This window comes from Kitasatospora cystarginea (assembly GCF_039533515.1).
Lineage (GTDB): Bacteria > Actinomycetota > Actinomycetes > Streptomycetales > Streptomycetaceae > Kitasatospora > Kitasatospora cystarginea.
On the sequence record NZ_BAAATR010000206.1, the window covers coordinates 1 to 657 of the forward strand.

Genomic DNA, 657 nt, shown 5'->3' on the forward strand with positions numbered 1-657 from the left:
TGGATCACTTGAGGCGTCGGGTGGTGGGGCGGCCGTCCCAGCGGTAGCGGCTCGTCGAGCGTCGGATGAGCATGCGGAGCGTGACGAGAGTGGCGGCGAGGTAGAGGTAGAAGTCCACGACCTCGCCGCTCCTCTCGGTACAGCGACGGAGCTTTCCGTAGCCGTTCATCCACGAGTGGGTGCGCTCTACCGTCCAGCGTTTTCCGGCTTGGATCGGGGCGGGCACGCCCTTGCGTGCGATCTCGGCAGTGAAGCCCAACCCGGCTGTCAGCAGACGGGACTTGGCGCTGTCGTAGCCGCGGTCGAGGTCGACGTTGACGGTCTCCGGCATCGCGCCGACCTGTGCCTGTGCCGGGTCCAGAGTGGGGCCGAGCAGGGGTGAATCGTGCCGGTCGGCCCCGTCGGAGACGATCCCGAGCGGGACACCGCAGGCATCGGACGCGACGGAGCGTTTCAGCCCCTGCTTGCCCCGGTCCACCGGGGAGCGGCCGGCCTTGTCCCCACCGGACGGGACCTTGGTGATGCAGCCGTCCACCGAGATCTCGCTCAGCCCGAGGCCGATCATGCGGTCGTAGGCCTCGAGTGCAAGGGCATGGACCTTCTCGGATATCCCCAGTTCAGCCCACTGCTTGACGCGGCGCCGGATGGTCCGACCGG

Annotated in this window: 1 protein-coding gene; it reads right to left on the bottom strand. The window is 68.3% G+C overall.

Annotated elements, in window-relative coordinates:
* Nucleotides 1–4 precede the first annotated feature (4 nt).
* On the bottom strand, nucleotides 5–657 hold a 653-nt coding region (locus ABD369_RS40855), incomplete at its 5' end, for a transposase (protein ID WP_344641699.1).